Genomic DNA, 19,159 nt, shown 5'->3' with positions numbered 1-19,159 from the left:
TGGCGGAAGCGGTGAGATTCGAACTCACGAACGGCTCACACCGTCGGCAGTTTTCAAGACTACGGCCAAAAGGTTTACGGCTCAGCTACTTATCGAACAATCGTCTCCGCAGGGTGTGACATTTGGGCCTATATAACCCATTGTTTTATATAGCTTTGGGGAATGGTTGCGGAAACGATTTTGGTGAGCAAATGGCGGGACGCGCGTGTTGCAAAAATGTCAAATTGGTTGCACAATTGACTGCTGAAAAATGACCTTACCGGAGGCGCGGCATGTCACACATAATCGAGAGTTTTGAGGCAGTCGGCAGCGATGGATATACCTACCGGATCGACTTGTGGCAGCACCCGGGTCCTGAAACCAGGCCTGTCGACGGGCCAGCGCGCCGCCTGCCGGGGAGCAAGGAGTACTTACTGTCAGATGGTCGACACCTCATTGACGTGAGCCGGCTTGAATGGAAAATCCACAACACATCGATAAGGATTGCTAAGCCGGCGGAGCGGTGAGTCGCATAGGCTATGAATCTATCCATGCTTTGCCGATTTCGTCTTTTGAGACAATCGCTTAGCATGGGCGGGCTGTACTACAGAACCGCCTCAGGTGCCGTCGTAACCCCTTGTTTTGATTCAGGTCGGCCCCTTCGAATAGTACAGCTCGTACCTCGATTATTGGTGCAGCGCGGGCTCCGCGACCGGGTACGCCGGCACGGCCTGGCGCTGCGGCTGGAGGCGATGCGCCGGGTTGACCTGGATCGGCAGGAATAGCGGCTCGTCGCGCTGCGGACCTCGCCTTTTCACGAACTCGACCTCGAGGCCGCCAGCGCGCGGGCGCAGCGCCAGGCGCAGCGGCGCCGGCGACGGATCTTGGGCCGCAGCGAGCGGCCGCATCATGAAGAACAGCGTCTCGCCCTCCTGGGCCGCCAGCGTAAGGCGCCGCTGACTCTCCGGCCGGATCTGGTTCTGCCAGAACAGCAGCGCGCCGCAACTCCCGCTGCGCAGCACTTGCTCTGCCGCCCACAGGCAATCGGCAGTTTTGGTGGCGCGCAGCCACAGCGCCGACTCAGGCGCTAGGCCCATGGCGGCAAGGGCCAGCGCTTGCGGCGGATGTGGCGGCTGAAGGAACGCAATCTTTCGCTTCGCCACCGTGGTCAGCGCCGGCGCCAGCAGGCGCAGCTCACCGATCCCCGCCTGCTGCACGTGCAGGTCCGTCATCGATCCCGTCGGCCAGCCCGCGCCCGGCAGCTGGTTATCGAGCGAGGGGTGGCCGGTGCTGATGCAGCGCGAATGGTTGCGCGCCAGCTGCGACGCGCGCCAGAGCGACGGGTGCAGGTCTTCGGGGTTGATCTTGGCGGCGGTTAGCATAGTTGACTCGCTGAAATACTGTGTTTTTATACAGTATAGCACCAGTATCAGGATGATCACTGTTGCGCCAGCGCCGCGCGAGCATCCGCCCCGCATAGGATGATGCTGAGCTGTCACTACAACGCCCTACTCTGCGATACTTGCCGCATGGATCAACGAACTGACCGTCTCATGGCCGTGCAGGTCGACCTAGCCGTCAACATCTCTGCCGCGTTCGGCATGGCGGCCGGCGTCGTCTCGCTCCACGAATGCGGCGCGCCGCTGGCGGCCATCCAGCGCGTGCTGATCCAGGGCGGGCCGCGGAGAGGATCTACTTCGGCCACGCCTGAACCGTCTTCGCGTGACGAGCGGCACATTCAGCATACTGGCGCAGCAGGTCGATAGCCCAGGCCTGCCAGGCGTCGAAGTCGTCGGCGGCCGGCCGCGCAACTGCTGGGCATGGCGCCGCCAGCGCGCTATCGAGGGATGCTTTGGTTGACGGCGTCGATTGCGGCGTCGAGGTTGCGCACCCGGACAGGATCAGGGCGGCAATCAGCAGGAAGTTTCGGCGCATTGCGCAGCTCCTTGGTGAGCGCCGTCATGCGCGGCGCCAGGGTGGATTGGATGGTGGCAAACTCGGTCGCGGCGGCGCGGATCGTGGCGGCGTCGGCCTGGACGTCGGCAAGCGCCTGCTCGGACAACGTGGCGCGGAACTCGGCGTGCGCGCGCTTCAGGTCGGCGATCTCAGCGCCGTGACGCCAGCCGTTCGTGAACCAGCCGGCGGCGCCAGCAAGGGCCATCAGCAGAAGCACGGCCACGCCGGCCGCCAGCGCGCGGTACTGCACCGGGATCACGGCAGCCCCCTCAGGCACAGTTCGCGCTCGGCCTGGCGCCGGCGCGTGAGCCCACGCACCTCCTCGAGCACCTGGCGCATCACGACCTGGCCGTTCGTGTCCTTGACCGGCTTTCCATCCGCGCCGATGACTTGGCGCCAGACCTTGACCTTGTTCCATGCGAGCAGCGCGTTGCAAGCGCCAGTCATGTCCCCGGCATTCGCCCGGCGCGCCATGCTGGAGCCGCAGAAGTTACCGACGCCGATGTTGTACGCGGCGTCGACGAAGGCCACCCGCTGGCCGTCGGTCATGCTGGCAAGCGGCACGCACCGCGCGATGCCGAGTGCGTGCCGCGCCAAGTCGTGGTCGAGTTGGGTGCGGCATTGCTCAGGCGTGTACGTCTTGCCCCACTGCGCATGCTCAGTGGCGCCGGTGCAGTAGGTCAGCACGCCGCCCATGTCGCGGTAGGTCGTCAACTCGGTTCCTTCGAACTTCGGGGTGATGACGAGAAGCGCGGCAGCGGCAACGGCGCCGACGATGCCGGCCAGGCCGGCCCGGCGCATCACGACTTCACCTCTTGGGCCAGGAGCTGCGCGAGGCGCACTTCCCGCTCACGACGGTCGAGGTCGGCGAGCTCCTGCTCGCGCGCGTCCTTCTTCGCCGCATACCAGGCGTTCAAGCCGAACGTCAGTAGCGCGGTCACGATACCGACGACGATACCGACCTGGGTGAGCGTCAGGGACGTGCCGATTGCGACGGCGCCGCCGGCGTAGCTGCCCATTTCTGGTGGAGTAATCTTCATTGTTGCCTTTCGATGGGCGTTAAAAAACCCGCTCTTGGCGGGCTTGGTCGTCGTCGGCGGCGGGCGCCGGGTCTCGCATCTCGGGCGGGAACTGGTAGCGCGTCAACTCTTTCTTGTAGGCGTTGACGCAATGGTTCGGGCCCTGGAAAGGGTGAAAAATCAGATCGATCACCGCGGCGTAGAACTTGTACGGGTAGCGGTGGATCAGGCGGCCGGAACGCGAGCTGATCGTCTCGTCGGCCCAGGTCTCCAGGCTGAAGGGGCTGAGCAGCACGTTGAATAGCTGGTCGAACGCGATGAACAACTGGAACAGGCCGTGTTTCAGGTTTTTCATGCTATTTCCTTTGTGGTGGGAGAAGGATCAGCTGTAGTAGCGCTCGTGCGGCTGGATCTCGTCGTCGAGGATCGCCAGCGCGCGGCCGTGAGCGTCGAGCAGACCCATTGCCTCGAATGCCTGTACGTCCGCGCGCGTGTCGGCGCGGTCGACGTCCACATAGGTGGCCGCCGCCAAGTCGGCCTGGCCGACGCGCACGACCGCGGCGCGCTCGCGATGCTCTAGGCCGGCAGCCGGATCGTCGATCGCCGCCAGCTCGACCCGCACCTTCTCGGTCTTCGTGAACCGGTTGCGGAACGCGAGCACTGTCATGTGGCGCGGTGGCGCCGGCTGCGGCTCGTTGGCGCGCGCCTCGGCCTCGGCGATTTCTTCAGGGGTAGCATTGCGGTAGACGCCATCTTCGAGCACCTTCATTAATTCCTCCGTCCATAAACGCGGATTTTGCCGCCCGTGAAATTGCCAGTGGTACGCTGCAGCTGAAAGCCGCTCGCGACGAACTCACCCACGCAAAGTCCAGCATCAAACACTGGCAATACCGTAACATTGCCGCTGTTTGAATACTGGTGGACACCAGTGGTGCGGAGAGTTGATGGGGTCGCCGCACTGTTGATGTTGGAAATTTCAAGCGTGAGGGTTGTCGGGCGCTGAGTGACAGTTGACTGCGGAAAAATCCAACTTGTCTGGGTCGCTGTCGCTCCCGACGTTGATGCGTTGTAATAAACGCTTTGCGTAGTTACGACGCCGCCAACTGCAAATAGAAGGCGGAACGCCGCTGCTGTAGCAGTAAAAGTCATGCCCAGCAACTCAATTCGGTAGTTATCGTATAACGGCGAGAAAATGTTCAGAAAGTTTATGAGCGCGGTCGGCTCAGTGATATCAGCAGTTCCGAGCAGCACCTCTGCACCGTTACCGACATCGCCAGCGCGGTCAACGAAGATCATGACCGATTCGCCGTTGGCAAAGGGGCTTGCAGAAGTGCCGCCTCGATGCACAACGGTCAGATTCCTATAGCCGGATGCGGAACCAACGGCCAGAACGTCGAATAGCATCCACTGAGTCGGATCAGACGCCTTTACTATTCGCAAGGCGCCTTTGAGAACACTACCACCGGCGCCGATTGCATCGAACAATGCCGCAATATTTACCCCGCCCGCCTCTTGCTGGTCTGCCCGAAGAATTGTCGCAGCGCTTTGCGTTGCGCTGTTCATGCGCAGCCGGCCGAGGCCAGGGTCGGCGACAGCCGTGCTACTGTCGAACGTGTACATAAATGCATACGCGCCCCCAGCCTGCATCGCATGAACGCCTTGAAGCTCAGCATTCATCTGTGCGATGACGTTGTTGAGCCCGCCCGAGAACAGGGCGTCGACGTCGCCCCGGAAAGTGGGCGACGTCCTGTCGAGGGGGTTGAGTAGATCGATAGCCATCACAGCCCTTCAATTTCAATGTTAAGCAAATGGGAATGCTCGTAGTCGACGGTGATCCCGAAGTCCTTGTAGAACCCGTAGGTGATCATCGGCTCGAAGCCGACCCGGTCGGTGCCGATGTAGATACACGGGACCGCGCGAATAGACGCCAAGCGCCGGTAGATCTTGTTGAAGTCTCGGGCGTCGGTGAGCACCTGCATGCTGCTGTTCTTGCTCCAGGTGCGTTCCAGGATGTCGAAATTTCCGAAAACGTCGCGCTCCTTCTTGCTGAAGTCGGTGATGCCGACCGAGGCGCCCTTCTTCGTCATGCCCACTTCGATCACCTGGCCAGCCTGGAGCACGCCGATCTCGACGCCAGAAGTGCCGGTCAATTCGATTGTGAGCTCGCCATTCGTGAAGTGCTGCGGCAGGTCGATCATGACAGCATCGGTCTGCTGCTCGAAGTCGGCGAAGAACCACTCGTAGACACTTTCGATGATGGTTCCATCCAGCACGATCGTCTTGGTGTAGACGATCGCGCCACCCGGAGCATCCCGGAGCGTCGCCTTCAACTCACGGCCGGTCAGCTCGAGCGCGCCGATCCCCGAGACGCCGCCGACGCGCAGGGCCACGACCACCGAGGTGGCGGCAGTGGTCGTCGTGCCGACCTTCCGGTCAAACATGGCCCAGCGATTCGTCGGGCCGATGTCGAACCAGTTGGTCGGGTCACTCTCGGGCGCTGTGCTGCTCGTGCCCGCCACCTTGCGCTCGTACTTGCGGTGCGTGGTGGTCCGGATCACGACGTTGCCTGCTGCGTAGGCTTTCGAAGCAACCCAGACCTCCTCCCCCGCGTCCGGTTCCGGCACCGAGCTGCTCACCAGCATCGCGTCAGTGATGACGGTCGGCTTGATGATTTTCATACCGCTCATTAACCCTCCTGTCCAGTGACCAAAACGTCGTTACGGATGACCCGGCCCAACAGGCGGCCCGATTTCTCCGTGTGCGTCGCCACCGCGCGCGTTTCGGCGCGCAGCCCCTCAACCTCGCGCGTGAGCCGCTCGACGGCCGCGGCCAGGGCCTGGTTGTTGCCTTCAGGGCTGGCCAGGCGGCGCATCAGCTCGCGGTTGTCTGCCGCTGGGATGATGCGTTCGCCCTGGTGGACCATCGCTGGCATATCGACCGGGATGTAGTTCGCGCCCACCGCGAAACCGCGCAGCCCTTTTTTCTCGTCGCTGCCCATCATTGCGTCGCGGATGGTGCTGAGCGACATGCCGCCGTTCATCTGGCTGACCCAGAACTGCAGGCCGCTGGCGTCCGGCGCGCGGCCGAAGACGTCGCGGTACAGCTCGCGGATCTTGGCCTCGGGCGAATTCTTGATGGCGTCGACGATGGCGCCGGTGCCCAGGCCGCCAGCCGCTTGGTCCTTCCAGAAGTCCAGCCCGGCCTGGTCCGGCGCCCGGCCCAGCGAATCCTTGTAGGCGTCGTTGATCGCTGAACCAGCCGAATTGACCGGGTTCGCCGCGGCGGCCACCACTGCGCTGTGCAGCGCTGCGAGGGCTTGCTCGATCGACAGGCCGGTGACCGAAATCCCTTTCAGGACGTCGATCTGCTCCTGCTCGCGCTCGAGCATCAGGTCGTACTGCTTGACCTGGTCCTCCAGCGATTTCAGGCTGCGCTCCTCGGCCGACAGCGATTTGTCGGTCAGCCCCGCCAGGTCTTCGATACCGGCCCGGGTGGCGTAGAAGTCCCTCAAGTAATCCTGTTGGGTGGCGAACTGGTCAGCCGAACTGCGACCTGCCACCGACAAGGCATTGCGCAGGTCGTCGGCGCTCGGCAGCTTGCCCGATGCCTTGGCGATCGCGAGGGCCGCCTGGATCTGCGCCTGGGCGGCCTGGCGGTCCTCAGCCTCGCGGCCTTGCACCGTCATGCCATCCAAGGTCGAGCGCAGCGATTGCGACAGCGCCTCGATCTTCTGGATCGAAGCCGTGCGAACGCTGATCTCGTCCTGCAGCGCCTGCTTCTGGCGGCTGACCACCTTCTGCAGCACCGAGAACGCCGAATCCACACCGCCCATCAGGGCAGCAGCATCCGACTTCGCCTTGTTAATTGCCGCGGTTGCCGCTTCCTCGGCCGCTGTCTTGGCCTTCACCGCCTGGATCTGGTCGAACAGCGCGCGGTTGCTCTCGTCGAGCGCGGCGCGCTGCTTGGCCAGCAGCTGGGTCTCGGACAGCGTGAGCTCGTCCAGCTGCTTCTGCAGGTCGGCCCGCTCTTCGAACACTTTCGCGTCCACGTCCGCGATCTGCTTGAACGCCGGTGCGATCTGCATCAGCGTGGCGTAGGCGCGCGCGCCTGCCTCGGTGGTCACGTCCAGGCCCGTGACAACGCTGCGGAACTGCTGCAGCGAGTCTTCGGCGCCGGTCTTGATCCCGAACTGGTCCAGCGTAGGAGTGATCCGGCCGCGCAGCGCGTCGGCGCGCTCCTTGTCCGAGTAGAAATCGGACAGGAACTGGTCAGCGCTCGAGGTGAATTCGTCCAGGCCGCCGACCAGGTCGATCAGCCGCTCGCGCGCACCGACCGAGGCTAGGCCCAGCGAGCCGAACGTCATCCCCAGCGAATCGGTCACCACCGCTACCGCCTGGTAGTTGGTGGCCACCCTGGTCAGGGTCTCAAGGTAGCCTTCGCCCACCTTCTGGAACTGCTCCAGGCCGCCAACGCCGAACTTAGCCAGGTCGTCGCCGACCTTCGAGAACACGGCCGACAGCTCCTTCTCGATCTCGTCGTCCGACAGCCCTTTCAGGCTGACCTTGCCGATATCGACAACGAAGCGGTTTAGCTGCTCAGCGAAACCGTCGGCACCGATGTCGAGCATTGAGCCAGCTTCCAGCACCGTGTCGTACAGCGACAGCAGGACGCTGGCAATCTGGCGGTTGCCCTCCAGCCCGAGACCTTCCAGCTTGGTACTGTTCTTGTCGCTGCCGAACAGGCCACCATCTTTCTTGATGTCGGCGTACTGCATCGCGCTCAGGCCGCCAGCAGCGATGGTGGCGAAGCTCGCGCGGTCGACCATGAAGCCGGTATCTTCGACGGTCGTCTTACCACCGAACACGGCGCCCAGGATGCGGCTGGTCATCTTGCCCAGCCAGTCGCCGCCGATCTTGTCGAGCTCGAGGCCGAGCTTCGCAGCACTGCCCACGGACTCGAACTCCGCACCGAAGTCACCGGTAACGCCCGTGCTTCGCACCAGCAGCGAAGCGAATTGCCCGATGCCGGCCTCGATGTTGCGGAGCGACGTCAGCATGCCATTGCTGATGCCAAGGCCTTGGAGCGTGGCGCCCTCGATGGCCTCGAGCGAACGCGCGATCGATTCCGACTTGGCGTCCGAGCCCAGCACCGAGCCAGTTCCCTGCTTCTCCTGGCGCTGCGCCGTCATATCGACACTGCCACCACTGAACGCGCCGCCCAGCACCGCAGCGATCGCAGCAGCAGCGGCAGCCATTCCCCACGGTCCCAATGCGCTCATGAACGACATGAACACGCCTGGCACCTTGGCGGTATTGCGCGCGGCCTCGCCAGCCACAACCGCAGCTGTCTCAGCCCCTTGCCCAGCCGCCGTGCCAGTGGCTTTCGCCGTGGTTACGAACAGGTGCGTGTAGAGCGACTGCATCTGATTTGCCAGCTCGATCGCACGAAACGCTTTTTCCGCACCCTCCATGACGCGGTAGCCAGTCGAATTCTCCTTGAAGAACCCTTTCGCGGCGGCCGACATATCGCCGTAGCCGCTCAGGCGGCTCTTCACCTCCTTGGCAGTGATCGCAGCCATCGCGTCGGCGTAACCCTTGGAGTCGGTTGCATACTTGACGGATGCATCCTTGCGGGCCTTGTCGATCTCGGCCTGGCGGATGCCATAGGCGTCCAGGCCGCTGATCAGTTGGGTCATCGAGTCGCCGGCGGCGCCGAACGCGCCCTTCAGGGCTTCGCCAAAGGTCTGCGCCTTGGTCGGATCCAGGAACCGGTCGAGATCTTCGCCCGCCTTCTTCGCCGCATCGATGCCCTCCATCCGCACCGCGGCGCCTGCGCTGCGCTTCTTCGCGTCGATCAGCTTCTCGAGCATCTCGATTTGGTCGAGCTGCAAGCCCAGCGTCGCGCGCTGGGCGAGCTGCTCCTCCAAACGCGCCAGCTCGAGCGCCTCGATCGCCGACTTGGTCATCCCGTAGGTGCGCGCCAGATCCTCGTTTCGGGTCGCTTCGTCCTGAGCGTCCTGCACGCGCTTCGCGTACACGGTGCTCGTCGTCTCCAGACCTTTCGAGTATTCAGCCTGGAAGTCGCTCAGTTCCTTTGCGGCTTGCACTGCGCGCGGCTGCTGGGCGTTGTACTTCTCCAGCGTCTCAGTGTATTCGGCCAGCGTCTGCTTGCCCGCCTTATAGCCGGCAGCCAGCTTCGCCAGGTTCTCCTGGTAGTCCGAATCTACGCCCAGGCTCTTGCCGCTGATGCGCGCGAGCAGGTCGGCATATTCCTTCGCCGCCTTTGCCTGGTCGGTGATCGCCTTGGTGGCGGCCGGGTCGGCGAACTTGGCGCGCACCAACTTCTCCATTTCTGGAGGGATGGTGCCGAATTCCTTCTTGAGGTTTTCGAGTTCGGCGGCCAGTCGCTGCGCGGACGTGCCGTTCTTGGCGTACCAGTCGTCCAAGCGTTCGCCGCGGGTGCGCGCAGCCGCAACTGCAACCTCGCCCTGGAGCGCCTTCACACGCCCGAGCGCTGCCTCGTATTTACCCGACAGTTCGACCTCTTCGAGCTGGAGCATCATACGTGCGCGCGCATCATTTCCAGCCGCAGCCTGCGCGGCCTTGTTCGCGTCGAGCGCTGCTTTCGCGCGCGCCAGTCCGTCCTTATCGACCTCGCTGATGCCGTCGAGCGCCTTGATGCGCGGCTCGGTGGCTGCCAGCGCGTTGCGCTCGCGGAGCTTGGTAATCTGCTCGTCGAGACGCACGATCATTTCCGCCGTCGATTCCTCGGTCGACTCGGTCGCCTGGTCGTTGGCCTTTTCGGCTGCATTGCCCCACACGGCCCAGGCAGTTGCGGCCAGGCCGAGCACGGTGATAACCGCGCCCACCGGGCCGCCAACGAGCGCCAGAGCGCCGCGCGCGGCCGTGATCGAGACCGATGCGGCGCGAGCGGCAGTCGCCTGCGCAGTCAGCGCCGCGGTGTGGGTTGCTGCCGCTGCCGCCGCACGCGCCTGGGCCGGAATCAGTCCATTCGTTGCGATCGCCAGCGCGGCATTGCCTTCTGCGGCCAGTACCGCTGCCCGCAGCTCGTTGACGCGCGCGGTAGCAGTCGCAGAGGCAGCTGCCGCCGCAGCGACGTTCGTGTTTGCGGTAGCCAAATTGGCCGCGGCCAGAGCGCGGCTCGCTGCAACATTTTCGTATGCCTTCGTGGCCGCGACACCAAACATCGAGCCCAACTTTGCCAGTGCGCCGGTCGCAACGACGCCGCCAACCAGCATCAGGTTTTCGGCCAGCAGTCCGATACTGCCCGACAGAACGCTCACCACGCCATTCGACTGAGCAGTCGAGCCGACCAGCTCCAGCAAGTTGTTCTTCAATACTGTCACCGCGCCGCCGATCGACTCTACCGACTTCGCCTCGGTGCGCAACGCCGCCAGCGCGCGCGGGAGAGCGTTTGCCAGCACGTCGGTAGTCAGCGCGCCCTGCTCGGCCATAGCACGCAGCGCACCAACAGGCACGCCGATTCCATCGGCCAGCGCCTGCATCAGGCGCGGCGATGCTTCGTTGACCGAATTGAACTCGTCACCGCGCAGCACGCCTGACGCAAAGGCCTGCGACAGCTGGAGGATCGCGGAGCCTGCTTCGGCCGAGGATGCCCCTGAAACCTTCAAGGCGAGGCTGACGGTTTCCGTGATATCCGCCACCTGGGCCTGAGCGATGCCGAGGTCGCGCGTGCTCTTGGTGATGCTCGCGTAAAGCGATCCGGTGGCCGAGAGGTCCGACTGAGCACCAGCGGCAATCCGGCGCACAGCTCCCTGGGCGTTCGCGAATTCGCTCTGCCCGGTAGTGGCCAGCTTCAGCTGGGCGACGTACTTGCCATATTCATCGGACAGCTGCACGACAGCTGCCAATCCAGCGCCGCTTGCGACGCTTGCAAGCGCTGCGGCAAAGCCGCTGATCGAATTTCCAGCATTCCCAGCGGCCTCTTCAGCCGCCTGCAGCTGCTCGATCAGCGGACGCGCGTCATCCGCGACACCCAACTGCTCGGCGCGCAGGGCAGCGAGTTGGGAGGCTGTCTTACCGATGCCTTCCGCCTGAGCACGCAGCCCGGCCAAGAAATTGTTGCCGGCGTCGAGCTGTCGCTGCGCGGCTGCGGCCTGCTGGGTCTTGCGGGTGACAGCGTCCAGCTGGTCCAAGTACGGGCGCAGCGCGGTGATGTTCAGCCCTCGCGTGTTGGCCAGCGCCTCGTAATAGGCTGCGCTGCCCTTCGCGCCAGCATTCATCGTGGCGGTGGCGCGCTGGATCGAGTCAGCCATGCTTTTCGTCGCACGGTCGACCTGGCCAGCCGCAGCGCCGGCGCCGTCGCCGACATTGCGCAGGCCAGGGCCAGCGCCGAGCGATTCGAGCGATTTCCCGGTCTTCTGTGCAGTGGCGCCGAGGTTTTCGAGGTTCTTGCCGGTGCGCGCAGTCGCCGCTTCGACCTGGCGCAAGCCGGATTCGACGCCGCTCGCATCGGCAGTGATCTTGATGACTGCTTCGTTGGTGATAGTGCTCATTCGCCGCCCATAAAAAAGCCGCCCGGCGGCGGCACAACGTCTATTCCTTGCTCCGCATAGCCTCGAGCGCTGCGTCTTCCATCACCTGCAGGTCTTCGTCTAGTTGGTTGTATTCCTCCGGCGTCAGGCCCATGCGGTCCATGCGGTTGTAGGCAACCAGGAAGTTCAGCCCGATCGGGCCGCCCATCGGGGCGAGGTTCCACTGTTTGCGCAGGCTGTAAAACAGGTCGAAGGCCCGGACGTTCTCAGGCCATATCTCGACAGGATCCGTCGCCAAGTCCTCTAGTGTTAGGCCCAGAACCGCCAGTTCGGTCTCAGACGGCTCAGGCTCGTAGAGGGCCGAGGCGACGGCCCTTAGTTTTTTTCGCGTTGCCCGCTCAGCTCGGAAATGAACTTGTCCAGGACGGCGCGGGTCGCACCCACGTATTTCTGGATCAGCTTCTCGACAGCGGCCTTGCCGAACGCATCATCGAGATCCCAGCCGCGCGAGACATCCATCAGCGCGTCGATGTCCTCGGCACCGGCCAGGTTTTTCAGGAACTCCTTGAAGGTGTCGCGCTCCATCCATGCGAAGGTCCATTCCACGTCGGCGGTCGTGCCGCCTGGGACCGGGATCGTGACGGTTGCCTTGAAGGTTGCTTCGCCGGCGAGGGAAAGTTTTGCTTTTGCCATGGTGATTTTCTTTCAGGAGAGGTAAAAAGACCCGCGAGGCACTACCCCGCGGGCTGGGAAGGCCAGCGCCGACCATTCGGCGCCGGCTGGCAACCGGGTTACGAGGCGTAGCGGTTGACGCGGCTGCGCAGTGCGTAACCGCACTTGACGACCATGCCCTGGCCCTTCACGAAACTCGGGTTCGGGTTGTAGCCCAGCACGCCGTTATAGAACAGCGGGGCACCGGATTGGAGCACCACGCGGAACGCGGTCACTGCCTGCGTATCAGTCGCAGCTTGCAGAACTGCGTTGTGCGGCTGGGTCGGATCGTCGGCGATGCTCATGGCGATCGACACGGCGGAGAAGCCGTTGAACATCTGGATTTCGTCTTCGATATCCAGGTATTCCTCGGTGTTGTACTTTGGGTCGCCGCCCGAAGGCGTGAACTCCTTCATGTATGGAACGACGGTCCAGGTCATGATTTTTCGCAGCGAGCCAGCACCGTTGCCAGCCGGGTAGAGCTGGAGATTGCTGGTATTGAAGCCCTCGAGCGTGACGCTGGTCGAAGTTGCGGCCTTCACGCGGAAGATCCGCAGATTCGCTTTCACCCAGCCGGTGGAGAATTCGACGATGTCGCCGACTGCGAAGGTGTTGGCAGCGGTGGTCAGGACCGCCTCCAGAGCATTGGTTGCGGCCGAAACGCTGATCGCGGCAGCATAGGTGGTAGCGACCGAGAAGGTGCTGTTGTTGGGGACGGATACAGCCATGGTGAGGGCCTCTCAAAAGTAAAAAAGCCCGGAATCCGGGCCATTGCGCGCCCTCGCGGGCATGAAAAAACCGCCCGGATTTCTCGGGGCGGCCTGGAAAGGGGTTGTTCTGGGTCAGCAGTACATGCTGAAGTCCTGCATGGTTCCGCGCAGGTCGGTTTCTTCGTCATAGGTGGCCACGCGGCCGGTGATGACCTCGACCTGCAGGTGGGCAGCCGACCGCATCGCGTCCTCGACCAGCATCCCGATCTCGGATGCCTCGGCGCGCCGATCGACCCAGACGTTGACCTGCATGCGCACCTGCTGCTTCTCGGGCAAATCGCCGCTCAGGTAGTTGTCCGGCGCGCCACCCACCAGCTGGTAGGTAACGAACGGCCGTTCGGTGTTCAGCGGCGCCACGTCAGGAAACACGCGACCGCCGGCCAGGTGCTGCAGCACGGCGTCGATATGGTCTTCAGGGGTCATCGGGCATTCCTTGCGATCTGCTCAGCCAGGGTGCGGGTCATGACGTCGACGGCCTCCTGCTTCTTGCTTTCATAGGCTGGCCGCATGAACGGGTACGCCGGGGCGCTGGCGGTGCCGTACTCGAGCGCAGCCGCCTGTCGATGAGCCTTCCACCCGACCGTACTGCCTGTTCTGCCGCGTTTCTTGTTCCGAGGGACGAACTTGTGACCGAACTCGACGAACTTCCAGTAGTAAGCAGCCCAGTCGCCCGCGCGCCCGTTTCGAACGGTGACGATGTAGACCTGCCGGAGGCCACCATCCGCCTCCTCTTCAAGACGTTTGACGATGATGTTGTTGTACAGGACGCCCGTCTTGTAATGCTTGAGGGAGTTTTGCTTGGCCTGATCGCAAAATATCTCCGCGCCGGCGAACCCAACTGTGCGCAGCGTCGATTCGCCCAGCGCTTCCGTAATCGTCTGCTTTGCTTCGGTCATCGCGCGCTCGAAGGCTGAGGTGTCGAACTCGATCACGACACCCCCTTACAGACCAGGAACATGAACCGCGGATCACGGCCATCTGGCAGCGCCGACTCGATGTCGTAGGCCTTGCCCTTGAACAGGACGCGCCAGGAGGTGTCGATGTCGGCGCGCGCGCGGATCCTGATCGAGCACTTGACGATCGAGACCTCGCCGCCGGCGCGCACCACTTCGGCGCCGCTCGGGAACAGCACGTGGGCCCAGACGCTGCCGACCGACTCCCAGGCCCCGGGCGCGCGCAGCTTTCCGGCGCCCGGGCCAGGCCGCTGCAGGGTGATTCGGTCGTTCATCATGCGGAATAGACCCTCAATTCGTCGAGCAGCTTGCCCAGGAACTCGTTCTTGGACGTGCCAGCAGGCGCGAATTCCTCGGACACCTTGCCCAGGATGTAGCGCTTGGCGTTCGCCGGTACCGACGCATCGTCAGCGCCGTATCCGCAGGTGTAGACCACCTCAACCGCGTTCACGCGCGCTTGCGTCGCCGGCCAGCCGCGGCCCGGCGCCGGCACGAGGAATCCTGGCTCGCTCTCGGCGTCCAGCAGGTAGTCCTGCGGATCGAGCGTGAGCTTGGCGCCGTTTGGATCGTAGAACTTGACGTGCGCCACCGACTGAATCGGCGGCTTGTCCAGCCGGATCGCTGCCGGGAAGGCATCGAGCGTCAGCCGGTAGGTCTGCTCCACGAACGCGCGTCCGGTTTCGTGCTCGGCCTCGCGGGTGTACGCCTCGACCACCTGGCGCAGCTCGGCGTCGTGCTCCTCGCCATCCACCCGGGCCGAGGTGCGCGCGGCATCGAGCGACACCGCCAGCGCCGCCGGCGGGGTGATCAGTTTCAAGCTCATCGGGTCGTTTCCTGTATTGCTGGCGGCCGGCCGGATCCGACTGGTGCGCCAGATGCTTGTGGCGCGCGCGCATATTCAATGGCCGGCGCCGGGTCTGGTTGCTGCTCCGGCTGCTCAGCCTGCTCAATCAGCGCTCGGACGGCCGGGAGTTTGCTGACGTCGTACATCAGGTGTCCCTCCGGCGAAATTTTGTCGTTTTGTCGAAGCGTTCACCGTTCGCGCAAGAGACGCGAGCGGTCCACTTCCAGTCGGCCGGAGGCTCGCCCTCAATGCCGCCCAAGAAGGCGATCGCGTAGGTGCGCTGCACACCGGCGACTGTCACGACTTGGAGCTGCGGCGCCTCCAACTGGACGACGCCGACCAGCACCAGCTCAAGCGCGCCGCTCGCCTTGGGGGTCGTGGCGCGATCGATCAATTCCTCGGTCAGGTCTGCGCCGTAGTAGCTTTTCTCATCAGGATCGCGGAAGACGAACCAGTCGTCGCCCTCTTTCCAAGGGGCCTTCTCATTCATTCAAACCTCACCAGGCGACTGCCATCACCCTCGAAGGGCGTAATCCGACTGCCGCTGCCCTCAAAAGGCGTGGCGCGAGAGCCGCTGCCGCCGAACGGCGTGATGCGGCTCCCGCTGCTTTCGAAGACGACAATTCGGGACGGGGAAATCTTTGTTACATCAATCGGGCCTGGCGGCGTTACCTCTGGCGGCTCGGCGCCCGCCTGCCCGGACGTGCCCAACACGGACACGCCGAGGACGGAGTAACCGAGCATGTCAGCTCCCTGTGATGTGGATTGCTGCGAAAGGTTGAAGTAGGCAGCCAACAGGGCTGTTCACAACCGCCACGTTGTCGTACACAGCCGATTCCGATAACGACGTTATGGCGGCCGAGATCGGGTCGGGGCTGTGCGGGGTATTCGTCATGCCGTAGTCGACCAGCACGCTGCCGGCGGGCGCTACTGCCAGGCGCAGGCGGATTTTGTCGGGGCCCAGGATCATGGTCGATGCAATCTGCAGCGGCGACGCCAGCGTGGTGTCGGTCGCATCAAACACGCGGAATCCACGCAGCGCCGTGCCGTTGCCGCCAGCGCCGTCGGCGAGCGCCGTACCGCCGGCCTGCTGGACGTCCAGGTCGATATCGACACCAGTGCGCGCGCCGCCAGTAACCCGCGGGCCGGCACCAGATGGGCCCCGGCCTTTCAATGCGATATAAGACATGGCCGCTTTGGCGCCGGTGCGTGCTTGGTACATCGCGCCCATGTGTACGCCGTCGCTGGCCATGCTGTCGTGCGTAGCGGCGGCGAAGAACGCGCCCGGGGTGTTGCTGGCGAATTCCACGTGGGCCGCGCGAATCTCGCCGAACTTGGTGTCGCTCGCCCCCGAATAGCTGCTGCTCAGGCTGACCGGACCAAGCGAAATGATGCCCATCTTGAGCGTGTCGCTATTCCGTCCGCTCAAAGTCTTGAGCTGTGAATACAGCGTGTTGAGGTGGCCGACCATGACGGCGCGGGCCATGCCGCTATTCGATTCTCCTTGCAGCCAGTACACCAGCTCAAAATCGCTGCCGACAGCGGCCACGGCCAGCTCTACGTCATTCCAGCCGCTTTGGCCGGTCATCCAAACAGCGTCAATCTTCGAGCCGGATTTCGCTTTATTCAGCAGCAGGACCGGCACGTTGAAGCTCATCGCCAGCAAATTACCGAGGTGCACGTGACCCGGCATCGTTTTGCCGTTCGAAAGGCCGGCCTGCTGCGATTTGTTCATCGTGTTCGGCGGCCAGTTGTCATTGGTCAGGCCGACGCGGCGATACGTGTATGGCGGGCTACCAGGGCCAACGCCGGCACCGCTCGCAGGTTCGACCACCAGCGGATGGCCGGTCGGATACCCGTAAGTGCCGCTAACGCTCAGGTTGAACATATTCGACTGGCCGCACATCAAGACGATGATGCCCACGCCCCAGCGAGTCGCGCCCGACACGACGCCTGCGGGCCGGGCCGAGTCGCGCACCTGGATCCTGTACCAGCCACCCTGCGGGGTATTCAGCTGACCTGACCAGAGCCCGTTTCCAATCGACGGATTGCTCAAGGCGGTCCAGGGTGTCACCTGCGCGCCGGTCGTGTAGTCGACGACGCGAGCCTCGATCTGTGCCGGGGTCACGTTGCCGTAGCCACCACTGAACTCGACGACCTTGCTGTTGCCGACGCGTTGGAGCACGCGGTAGTCCACCCAGGAGTCCAGCGTAATCGAAGATGGCTCAGGTTCTGGCTCGACGTTCGGCCCAGGCGTTACGGACCGCACGCGGCTACCAGTGAGTACGGGGCGCCCATTGAATAGCAAGATCGGCATTAAGCCCCCACGACCACGGTTCCAGTGCTCAGATTCATACAGACCGGAGTGCCGTCGCCTGGATCAACCCAATAATATTTGGGCGGACTGTCGCCGCTACCCGTTTGCACCCATAGGCGTTGGCTCGTATTGGACCATGCGTTACCAGTCCCCTTGGCCATCGGGGTCATCCCATTTTTGGCGGACGAGCCTGTATTTTCGGTCGCCGTAATTCGTGCTGGTGGCACAGTTGGAGAATCCCCCCAGCCGGACCACGCGGCGGTCGGCGACGGCACAATGTTCACGTACTGATTGGACATCGTTGCGCCGTAGCTAAAACCCTTGAGCGTGCCTTGCGTGGTGCTCGGGGCCGTACCGTCAACCGTCGTTTTGACTGTGCCACCGCTATATGGGGTGATCGAATAAGACATGCCGGCTAGGGTCGTGACGGTTCCGCTCAGGACATTTGAGATATTGCCGGCCGCATCGTGCGCGCGAACGCGCAGATTGTCGGTCGTACTGGCCGGCCTACCGGCCACAGTGCGGCTCAGGGTACCTGCCGCGAAGCTCTCCCAGCTGGCGCCGCCGTCGATGCTGGTCTCGTAGTGGTCGACGCCTACATTGTCGGTGCCGGCCGTCCAGCCGAACGTGTAGCCGCTCGAGGTGACCGCGCTCGTGCTGATCGAGCCCGACATACTCGGTGCCTGCGTATCGCCCGATGCAGCGGCAGTCGTGACCGCCAGCGTACGCACGGCCGAGATATTCCCCGACGGATCGATGGCGCGCACGCGCATCGTGTAAGTGGTGCCGGCGGTGCGTCCGGACAGGTTGACCGACAGCGCAGTGCCGGCGCTCGTCCAGGTCGAGCCGTCGTAGCTGTACTCGTAGCGAGCGATGCCGCTCGCGTCGGTCGCGGCCTGCCATGCCAGGGTAAAGCTGGTCTGCATGACCGAGGCCGACGACAGCGCGTCGGGGAACGCCGGCGCGGTGGTGTCGCTCGCAGGCGGGTTGCCGTTGACGAGCGCCAGAAAGTCACCGTACGTGATTGCCAGATCGCCGCCAGCCGCGCGGGCGAACGAGATCAGGTCCGCAGCCTGCGGGACGCCTCGCGGAAGGCCTGCGACGGTTATTCCATCATTGAGGCTGACAAAATCAGCCAGCACCTTCGCCGCCACGGTGCAGAAAACCTCCTTCGCACCGGCCGGGAATGTCACCGCCGCTCCCCCGTTCGAGCTCGACAGGATCGCCGTGCGGGTCAGCGTGCTGGAATTGGTCAGCGTATAGACGCTGATCTCCCAAGCACCCTTGCCATCATCCATGCAAGCCACGATCCCGGTTGCGCCGACTTCGAAGGCCGCCGGGAAGGTGCCGAAGGTCGCCACCGTGCCGCTGAGCGGGATGCTTGCCGCGCTGGTCGATATGGTGGTTTGCTTTACTCGATCGGCGAATCGCATGGGGCCTCGATGTTGTTGGGGCCGCACTGTTGCAGCTCAATGGTTTTCATTCGCCCGCGCCGCTCGTACATCACCGTGGTGACGCCGAGCTTGGCGAGCATGGCCAGGGCCTGCGCATAGGTCGCGCGCGAGACCTGGCCGACGGCGCCGTGCACATACACGACGCGGTCTGTGAGGTGGGTGACCGTGATGATTCCAGCATACGGCCGGCGAGCCTCGTAGCCGCCCGGCGCGTCGTACACGCGGATGGTCGAGACGCTGGTGGCCATGTGCAGGTGGGTCATGACGGTCTGCCCGGTTATTACTGCTCGGCCGCCAGCGATTCGGCGTATGCGACCGCTTCCGGCGTGATATCGAGCACATCGGGCAGCGCTTTCGCGGTGTCCGCGTCGACCTCGACGACGTCGTTGCACTGGCCGTACGCGCCAGCGACCAGCACGCGGGCCTTGACCAGCGCCGCCGGCACCGGATCATCTGCGGTCGGCGCTTTCGGCTCGACATCAGCGGGCGCTGCCTGCGGTGCCGGCGCAACTGCTGGCGACTCTGCGGCGCCATCGCCCGGCGTCGGGTTGTTTTGTTCGTCCTGCGCACCCTGTTCGGCACCAGTCGAACCAGGCTGTTTTGCTTTTGCCATCTGGATTCTCCTGTTGGCGGCCGGGCTG

The 19,159-nt window shown here is 63.8% G+C and carries 21 protein-coding genes; all 21 read right to left on the bottom strand.

Annotated elements, in window-relative coordinates; genetic code table 11:
• Positions 1 to 665: 665 nt before the first annotated feature.
• The 21 genes from imuA to E8M83_RS00455 all read right to left on the bottom strand — a co-directional run bounded on the left by imuA (position 666) and on the right by E8M83_RS00455 (position 19,131).
• The gene (gene imuA, locus E8M83_RS00560; protein WP_307721846.1) at positions 666 to 1,421 is read right to left on the bottom strand and encodes a translesion DNA synthesis-associated protein ImuA; all 756 of its coding nucleotides are present in this window, start codon (positions 1,419 to 1,421) and stop codon (positions 666 to 668) included.
• 395 nt (positions 1,422 to 1,816) lie between these two features.
• Positions 1,817 to 2,212: a hypothetical protein gene (locus E8M83_RS00555; protein WP_137171448.1), complete on the bottom strand. Its 396-nt coding sequence runs from the start codon at positions 2,210 to 2,212 to the stop codon at positions 1,817 to 1,819.
• Positions 2,191 to 2,736, bottom strand: a complete 546-nt coding sequence (locus tag E8M83_RS00550; RefSeq protein WP_137171452.1) for a lysozyme — start codon at positions 2,734 to 2,736, stop codon at positions 2,191 to 2,193. Before E8M83_RS00550 ends, E8M83_RS00555 begins: the two co-directional genes overlap by 22 nt.
• Positions 2,736 to 2,975, bottom strand: coding sequence for an HP1 family phage holin (locus E8M83_RS00545; protein WP_170976641.1), 240 nt, complete (start codon positions 2,973 to 2,975; stop codon positions 2,736 to 2,738). The genes E8M83_RS00550 and E8M83_RS00545 overlap by 1 nt, the downstream gene beginning before the upstream one ends.
• 19 nt (positions 2,976 to 2,994) lie before the next feature.
• On the bottom strand, positions 2,995 to 3,309 hold the full coding sequence (locus tag E8M83_RS00540) for a hypothetical protein (protein ID WP_137171447.1): 315 nt from the start codon (positions 3,307 to 3,309) through the stop codon (positions 2,995 to 2,997).
• A 27-nt stretch (positions 3,310 to 3,336) separates the two neighbouring features.
• Positions 3,337 to 3,723, bottom strand: coding sequence for a hypothetical protein (locus E8M83_RS00535; RefSeq protein WP_137171446.1), 387 nt, complete (start codon positions 3,721 to 3,723; stop codon positions 3,337 to 3,339).
• Positions 3,723 to 4,733: a hypothetical protein gene (locus E8M83_RS00530; RefSeq protein WP_137171445.1), complete on the bottom strand. Its 1,011-nt coding sequence runs from the start codon at positions 4,731 to 4,733 to the stop codon at positions 3,723 to 3,725. The genes E8M83_RS00535 and E8M83_RS00530 overlap by 1 nt, the downstream gene beginning before the upstream one ends.
• The gene (locus E8M83_RS00525; RefSeq protein ID WP_137171444.1) at positions 4,733 to 5,632 is read right to left on the bottom strand and encodes a hypothetical protein; all 900 of its coding nucleotides are present in this window, start codon (positions 5,630 to 5,632) and stop codon (positions 4,733 to 4,735) included. Before E8M83_RS00525 ends, E8M83_RS00530 begins: the two co-directional genes overlap by 1 nt.
• 8 nt (positions 5,633 to 5,640) lie before the next feature.
• Positions 5,641 to 11,490 carry a tape measure protein gene (locus E8M83_RS00520; RefSeq protein ID WP_137171443.1) on the bottom strand — a complete coding sequence of 1,950 codons (5,850 nt, stop codon included), beginning with the start codon at positions 11,488 to 11,490 and terminating at the stop codon, positions 5,641 to 5,643.
• 40 nt (positions 11,491 to 11,530) lie between these two features.
• On the bottom strand, positions 11,531 to 11,788 hold the full coding sequence (locus tag E8M83_RS00515) for a DUF1799 domain-containing protein (protein WP_137171442.1): 258 nt from the start codon (positions 11,786 to 11,788) through the stop codon (positions 11,531 to 11,533).
• Positions 11,789 to 11,844: 56 nt separating this feature from the next.
• On the bottom strand, positions 11,845 to 12,162 hold the full coding sequence (locus E8M83_RS00510; protein WP_137171441.1) for a phage tail assembly chaperone: 318 nt from the start codon (positions 12,160 to 12,162) through the stop codon (positions 11,845 to 11,847).
• Positions 12,163 to 12,260: 98 nt separating this feature from the next.
• Entirely contained in the window at positions 12,261 to 12,908 is a 648-nt protein-coding gene (locus E8M83_RS00505; RefSeq protein ID WP_137171440.1) for a phage tail tube protein, read from the bottom strand.
• A 114-nt stretch (positions 12,909 to 13,022) separates the two neighbouring features.
• A complete protein-coding gene (locus E8M83_RS00500; protein WP_137171439.1) occupies positions 13,023 to 13,373 on the bottom strand; it encodes a DUF3168 domain-containing protein in 351 nt (116 codons plus the stop codon).
• Entirely contained in the window at positions 13,370 to 13,882 is a 513-nt protein-coding gene (locus E8M83_RS00495; RefSeq protein ID WP_137171438.1) for an HK97-gp10 family putative phage morphogenesis protein, read from the bottom strand. Before E8M83_RS00495 ends, E8M83_RS00500 begins: the two co-directional genes overlap by 4 nt.
• The gene (locus E8M83_RS00490) at positions 13,879 to 14,181 is read right to left on the bottom strand and encodes a phage head closure protein (protein ID WP_137171437.1); all 303 of its coding nucleotides are present in this window, start codon (positions 14,179 to 14,181) and stop codon (positions 13,879 to 13,881) included. The genes E8M83_RS00495 and E8M83_RS00490 overlap by 4 nt, the downstream gene beginning before the upstream one ends.
• Complete coding sequence (locus E8M83_RS00485) at positions 14,178 to 14,726, bottom strand: hypothetical protein (protein WP_137171436.1); 549 nt, start codon at positions 14,724 to 14,726, stop codon at positions 14,178 to 14,180. The genes E8M83_RS00490 and E8M83_RS00485 overlap by 4 nt, the downstream gene beginning before the upstream one ends.
• Before the next feature lie 166 nt (positions 14,727 to 14,892).
• Positions 14,893 to 15,237 carry a hypothetical protein gene (locus E8M83_RS00480; protein WP_137171435.1) on the bottom strand — a complete coding sequence of 115 codons (345 nt, stop codon included), beginning with the start codon at positions 15,235 to 15,237 and terminating at the stop codon, positions 14,893 to 14,895.
• 255 nt (positions 15,238 to 15,492) lie between these two features.
• Positions 15,493 to 16,932 carry a sialate O-acetylesterase gene (locus E8M83_RS00470; protein WP_170976640.1) on the bottom strand — a complete coding sequence of 480 codons (1,440 nt, stop codon included), beginning with the start codon at positions 16,930 to 16,932 and terminating at the stop codon, positions 15,493 to 15,495.
• A gap of 131 nt (positions 16,933 to 17,063) precedes the next feature.
• Entirely contained in the window at positions 17,064 to 18,497 is a 1,434-nt protein-coding gene (locus E8M83_RS00465) for a fibronectin type III domain-containing protein (RefSeq protein WP_137171432.1), read from the bottom strand.
• A complete protein-coding gene (locus tag E8M83_RS00460; RefSeq protein WP_137171431.1) occupies positions 18,476 to 18,781 on the bottom strand; it encodes a hypothetical protein in 306 nt (101 codons plus the stop codon). The genes E8M83_RS00465 and E8M83_RS00460 overlap by 22 nt, the downstream gene beginning before the upstream one ends.
• A 17-nt stretch (positions 18,782 to 18,798) precedes the next feature.
• Positions 18,799 to 19,131, bottom strand: a complete 333-nt coding sequence (locus E8M83_RS00455; protein WP_137171430.1) for a hypothetical protein — start codon at positions 19,129 to 19,131, stop codon at positions 18,799 to 18,801.
• Between the last annotated feature and the right edge of the window lie 28 nt (positions 19,132 to 19,159).

Origin of the sequence: Massilia sp. HP4 (assembly GCF_005222695.1) — a bacterium.
GTDB lineage: Bacteria > Pseudomonadota > Gammaproteobacteria > Burkholderiales > Burkholderiaceae_D > Telluria.
This window is presented reverse-complemented; position numbering and strand designations above follow the sequence as displayed.

Coding starts and splice junctions, on each gene's coding strand:
- E8M83_RS00550 (WP_137171452.1), bottom strand. CDS start 2,736: ATGCGCCGGGCCGGCCTGGCCGGCATCGTCGGCGCCGTTGCCGCTGCC.
- E8M83_RS00545 (WP_170976641.1), bottom strand. CDS start 2,975: ATGAAGATTACTCCACCAGAAATGGGCAGCTACGCCGGCGGCGCCGTC.
- E8M83_RS00540 (WP_137171447.1), bottom strand. CDS start 3,309: ATGAAAAACCTGAAACACGGCCTGTTCCAGTTGTTCATCGCGTTCGAC.
- E8M83_RS00535 (WP_137171446.1), bottom strand. CDS start 3,723: ATGAAGGTGCTCGAAGATGGCGTCTACCGCAATGCTACCCCTGAAGAA.
- E8M83_RS00530 (WP_137171445.1), bottom strand. CDS start 4,733: ATGGCTATCGATCTACTCAACCCCCTCGACAGGACGTCGCCCACTTTC.
- E8M83_RS00525 (WP_137171444.1), bottom strand. CDS start 5,632: ATGAAAATCATCAAGCCGACCGTCATCACTGACGCGATGCTGGTGAGC.
- E8M83_RS00520 (WP_137171443.1), bottom strand. CDS start 11,490: ATGAGCACTATCACCAACGAAGCAGTCATCAAGATCACTGCCGATGCG.
- E8M83_RS00510 (WP_137171441.1), bottom strand. CDS start 12,162: ATGGCAAAAGCAAAACTTTCCCTCGCCGGCGAAGCAACCTTCAAGGCA.
- E8M83_RS00505 (WP_137171440.1), bottom strand. CDS start 12,908: ATGGCTGTATCCGTCCCCAACAACAGCACCTTCTCGGTCGCTACCACC.
- E8M83_RS00500 (WP_137171439.1), bottom strand. CDS start 13,373: ATGACCCCTGAAGACCATATCGACGCCGTGCTGCAGCACCTGGCCGGC.
- E8M83_RS00490 (WP_137171437.1), bottom strand. CDS start 14,181: ATGATGAACGACCGAATCACCCTGCAGCGGCCTGGCCCGGGCGCCGGA.
- E8M83_RS00485 (WP_137171436.1), bottom strand. CDS start 14,726: ATGAGCTTGAAACTGATCACCCCGCCGGCGGCGCTGGCGGTGTCGCTC.
- E8M83_RS00480 (WP_137171435.1), bottom strand. CDS start 15,237: ATGAATGAGAAGGCCCCTTGGAAAGAGGGCGACGACTGGTTCGTCTTC.
- E8M83_RS00465 (WP_137171432.1), bottom strand. CDS start 18,497: ATGCGATTCGCCGATCGAGTAAAGCAAACCACCATATCGACCAGCGCG.
- E8M83_RS00460 (WP_137171431.1), bottom strand. CDS start 18,781: ATGACCCACCTGCACATGGCCACCAGCGTCTCGACCATCCGCGTGTAC.
- E8M83_RS00455 (WP_137171430.1), bottom strand. CDS start 19,131: ATGGCAAAAGCAAAACAGCCTGGTTCGACTGGTGCCGAACAGGGTGCG.